4 protein-coding genes are annotated in these 3,330 nt (G+C 74.2%); all 4 read left to right on the top strand.

From position 1 onward, the window contains the following. Nucleotides 1–729, top strand: a 729-nt coding sequence (locus tag AB0J52_RS33145) for an NADH-quinone oxidoreductase subunit H (protein ID WP_500186803.1), incomplete at its 5' end; no start/stop codon positions are given. Between the two features lie 12 nt (nt 730–741). Beyond that, nucleotides 742–1,407 (top strand): NADH-quinone oxidoreductase subunit J family protein, encoded by a 666-nt coding sequence (locus AB0J52_RS33140; RefSeq protein WP_500186802.1) that lies wholly within the window; start codon nt 742–744, stop codon nt 1,405–1,407. Next, nucleotides 1,404–1,709: an NADH-quinone oxidoreductase subunit NuoK gene (gene nuoK / locus AB0J52_RS33135; RefSeq protein WP_500186801.1), complete on the top strand. Its 306-nt coding sequence runs from the start codon at nt 1,404–1,406 to the stop codon at nt 1,707–1,709. Before AB0J52_RS33140 ends, nuoK begins: the two co-directional genes overlap by 4 nt. After that, nucleotides 1,706–3,330, top strand: a 1,625-nt coding sequence (locus tag AB0J52_RS33130; RefSeq protein ID WP_500186800.1) for an NADH-quinone oxidoreductase subunit 5 family protein, incomplete at its 3' end; no start/stop codon positions are given. The genes nuoK and AB0J52_RS33130, both read left to right, overlap by 4 nt.

Genomic DNA, 3,330 nt, shown 5'->3' with positions numbered 1-3,330 from the left:
GACCGGCTGCTGCGCCGCGCGGGCGTGCTGGTGCTGCCGGTCGCCGCGGTGCTCGCGGCGGCGGTCCTGCCGCTCGGCGGCGCCCGCGCGGCGTCCGACATGTCGGTGGGGATCGTGTGGTTCAACGCCATGGAGGTGGCGGTCTGGGCCGGGGTCTGGCTGGCGGGCTGGAGCGTGAACTCGGCGTACTCGCTGGTCGGCGGCTACCGGATGATCGCGCAGGGGCTCGCCTACGAACTGCCGCACATGTTCGCGCTGATCACCGTCGCGGTCGGCGCCGAGTCGCTGCGCTTCGGGGACGTCGTCGCGGCGCAGGACGGCCTGTGGTTCGCGGTCCAGATGCCGGTCGCGTTCCTCGTGTACCTGCTGTCCGCGCTGGCGATGGCGTTCTGGGGACCGCTGTCGTCCCCGGTCGGCCGCGACCTCGCGGGCGGCGCGGCGGCCGAGCTGGCCGGGGCCGACCGGCTGGTGTTCCTCGCAGGCCGGTACGCGATGCTCGCGGTCGCGGCGGCCGCGGCCGTCCCCATGTTCCTCGGCGGGGGAGCGGGGCCGCTGCTCCCCGCGTGGCTGTGGGCGCTGCTGAAGACGCTCGCGGTGCTCGCCGCGCTGGTCTGGACGGCGCACCGCCTGCCGGTGCTCCGCATGGACCGCTTCATGACCTTCGCGTGGACGGTCCTGATCCCCGCCACGCTGCTGCAACTGCTGGTCACCGGGGTGGTCGCGCTGTGAGGAGGAACCGCCATGCTGCGTGACGCGGCGTTCTGGATCCTGGCCCTCGCGGCCGTGGGCACGGGCGTGCTGGTGTTCGTCGTCGACTCGATGGCGCGCGCGACCTTCGCCCTGCTGGCGTCGTTCCTGTGCGTCGGGGCGGTGCTCCTGCTCATCGACCTGCACTACCTGGGCGTCCTGGTGGTGCTGATGATGATCATGGAGATGCTGGTGATGGCCGTCTTCATGATCATGTACATGATGAACCCGGCCGGGCTCATGCCGATGAAGATGGTGCACAACAACCGCGCCGCGCTCGGCATCTCCGGCGGCGTCTTCGTCCTGCTCGCCGCCGGGGCGCTCACCGCCCCCTGGCCCCGGCGGCAGGGCGCGCCGCCGCCCGACCCGACCCGCGCGCTCGGCGAGGCCGTCATGGGTCCGAAGATGCTGGTCATGATGGTCGTGGGCCTGGCCATCCTCGCCACCATGATCGCCTCGGTGGTCCTCGCCACCGACCGCGGCCGCTACGACGACGACCGCGCCGAACCGGAAGCCCGCGAACACGCCGGGCACGCCGGGCACGCCGAGCACGCCGGGCACGCGGAACACCCGGGGCATGCCGCAGCCGAGCCTGCGGCTCACCAGCACGGCGATGACACACACGAGCATGGACACGGCGGGCAGGGGGGTGCCGAATGACGTTGCAGACCTTCCTGCTGCTGGCGGCCGCGCTGTTCTCGGTCGGGCTGTACGGGGCGTTGTCGCAGCAGTCGATCGTGATGCTGATGATGGGCCTGGAGCTGATGGTGAACGGGCTCGTCGTCGCCGGGGGCGCGTTCTGGTTCTACGTGGCGCCCGGATCGGCGGACGGGCAGGTGCTCGTGCTCGTCGCGGTGACCGTGATGGCGCTGGAGATGGCGATGGGCTTCGCGGTCGCCACCGCCCTGTTCCGGGCGCGTGACGTGGACGTCACCGACGACGCCTCGGAGCTCAAGGGATGAGCGCGCTCGCCTGGGCGCTGCCCGCGCTGCCGCTCGCCGCGGGCGCCCTGCTCCTGCCCGCGGGAAGGCGCGCCGACCGGTTCGCGCCCGTCCTCGCCGTCGCCGCCGCGCTCGGCGCGCTCGGCCTCGCGGTCGCCGCCGCCGTCGTGCGTCCGGACGTGACGTTCCCGCTGTTCGCCGGGTTTCCGGCGGGCATGGCGGTGGACGGCCTGTCGGCGGTGCTCGTCGTGACCGTGGCGGCCGCGGCGCTGGCCGTCCTGCTGTTCGCGGCGGGGGACATCGGCCCGGACGAGCCGCGCGCGCGGTTCTTCGGCCTGATGCTGGTGTTCGCCGGGGCGATGCTCGTGACGGTCACGGCGACCGACCTCGCGGTGCTGCTCATGGCCTGGGAGGTCATGGGCGCGATGTCCTACGCCCTGATCGGGTTCTGGTGGCACGACGGCGAGCGCGTGGACTCGGCGAACGTCGCGTTCCTGACCACGCGCGCCGGTGACCTCGGCCTCTACTTCGCGGCGGGGTGCGCCGTCGCGGGCTCGCACTCGCTGTCGCTGGACGCGCTGGCGAGCGCGGCGTCCCCTTGGCTGGACCTCGTGGCGGCCGGGATCGTCCTGGCGGCGCTCGGGAAGTCGGCGCAGCTCCCGTTCTCATTCTGGCTGTCGCGGGCGATGGCGGGCCCGAGCCCGGTGTCGGCGTTGCTGCACTCGGCGACGATGGTCGCCGCCGGGGCGTACCTGCTGCTGCGCGTCCATCCGCTGCTGGCGAGCACTGACTGGGCGCAGCCGCTGGTGGCGTGGGTGGGCGCGCTGACGGCGCTGGTGATGGGCGCGGTCGCGGTCGCGCAGCGCGACCTGAAGCAGCTGCTCGCCGCGTCGACGTGCGCGCAGATCGGTTTCATGGTGCTCGCGGCGGGCGTCGGGTCGGTCGCGGGCGGGACGGCCCAGCTCGTCGCGCACGCGGCCGTCAAGTGCCTCCTCTTCCTCGGGGCGGGAGCGTTCCTGACCGCCCTCGGCACCAAGGACCTGGCGGAGCTGCACGGCTCGGCGCGCCGGTTCCGCGTGGTCGGCGTGACGTTCGGCGTCGGCGCGCTCGCGCTCGCCGGGCTGCCGCCGCTGTCGGTGTGGGTGACCAAGGACGTGGTCCTCGCGTCCGCGCCCGCGCCGCTCTCCGCGGTGGGCCTCGCCGGGGGCGTGCTCGCGGCGGCCTACTCGGTGCGGGCGCTGGTCGCGGTGTGGCGTCCGCAGGACGCCCTGACCAGGGACGACACCGAGCAGAAGGGCACCCGGCGGGTGGGGCTCGCCGAGGTGCTGCCGATGCCCGTCCTCGCGGCGGTCGGCGCGGGCTTCGGGATCGTCGCGCTGCCCGGCGTCCTCGGCCCCTGGCAGGACCTGCTCGGCGCGTCCGGCGAGGAGGGCCCCTCGCTCCTCGAACTGCTGGTGTCCGGCGGGCTCGCCGTGCTGGTGGCCGTGCTGGTGGCGTCCCGCCGGGTCCGCCTGCCGGTCCCGGCGCTCGCGGAGAACTGGTTCTACCTCGGGCAGGCCGCCGACCGGCTGGTGGCGCGGCCGGTGCTCGCCCTCGCGAACGGCCTGGCCCGGTTCGACGACCGCGTGCTGGACGGCGCGGC

Source organism: Spirillospora sp. NPDC049652 (genome assembly GCF_040675125.1).
Lineage (GTDB): Bacteria > Actinomycetota > Actinomycetes > Streptosporangiales > Streptosporangiaceae > Spirillospora.
This window is presented reverse-complemented; position numbering and strand designations above follow the sequence as displayed.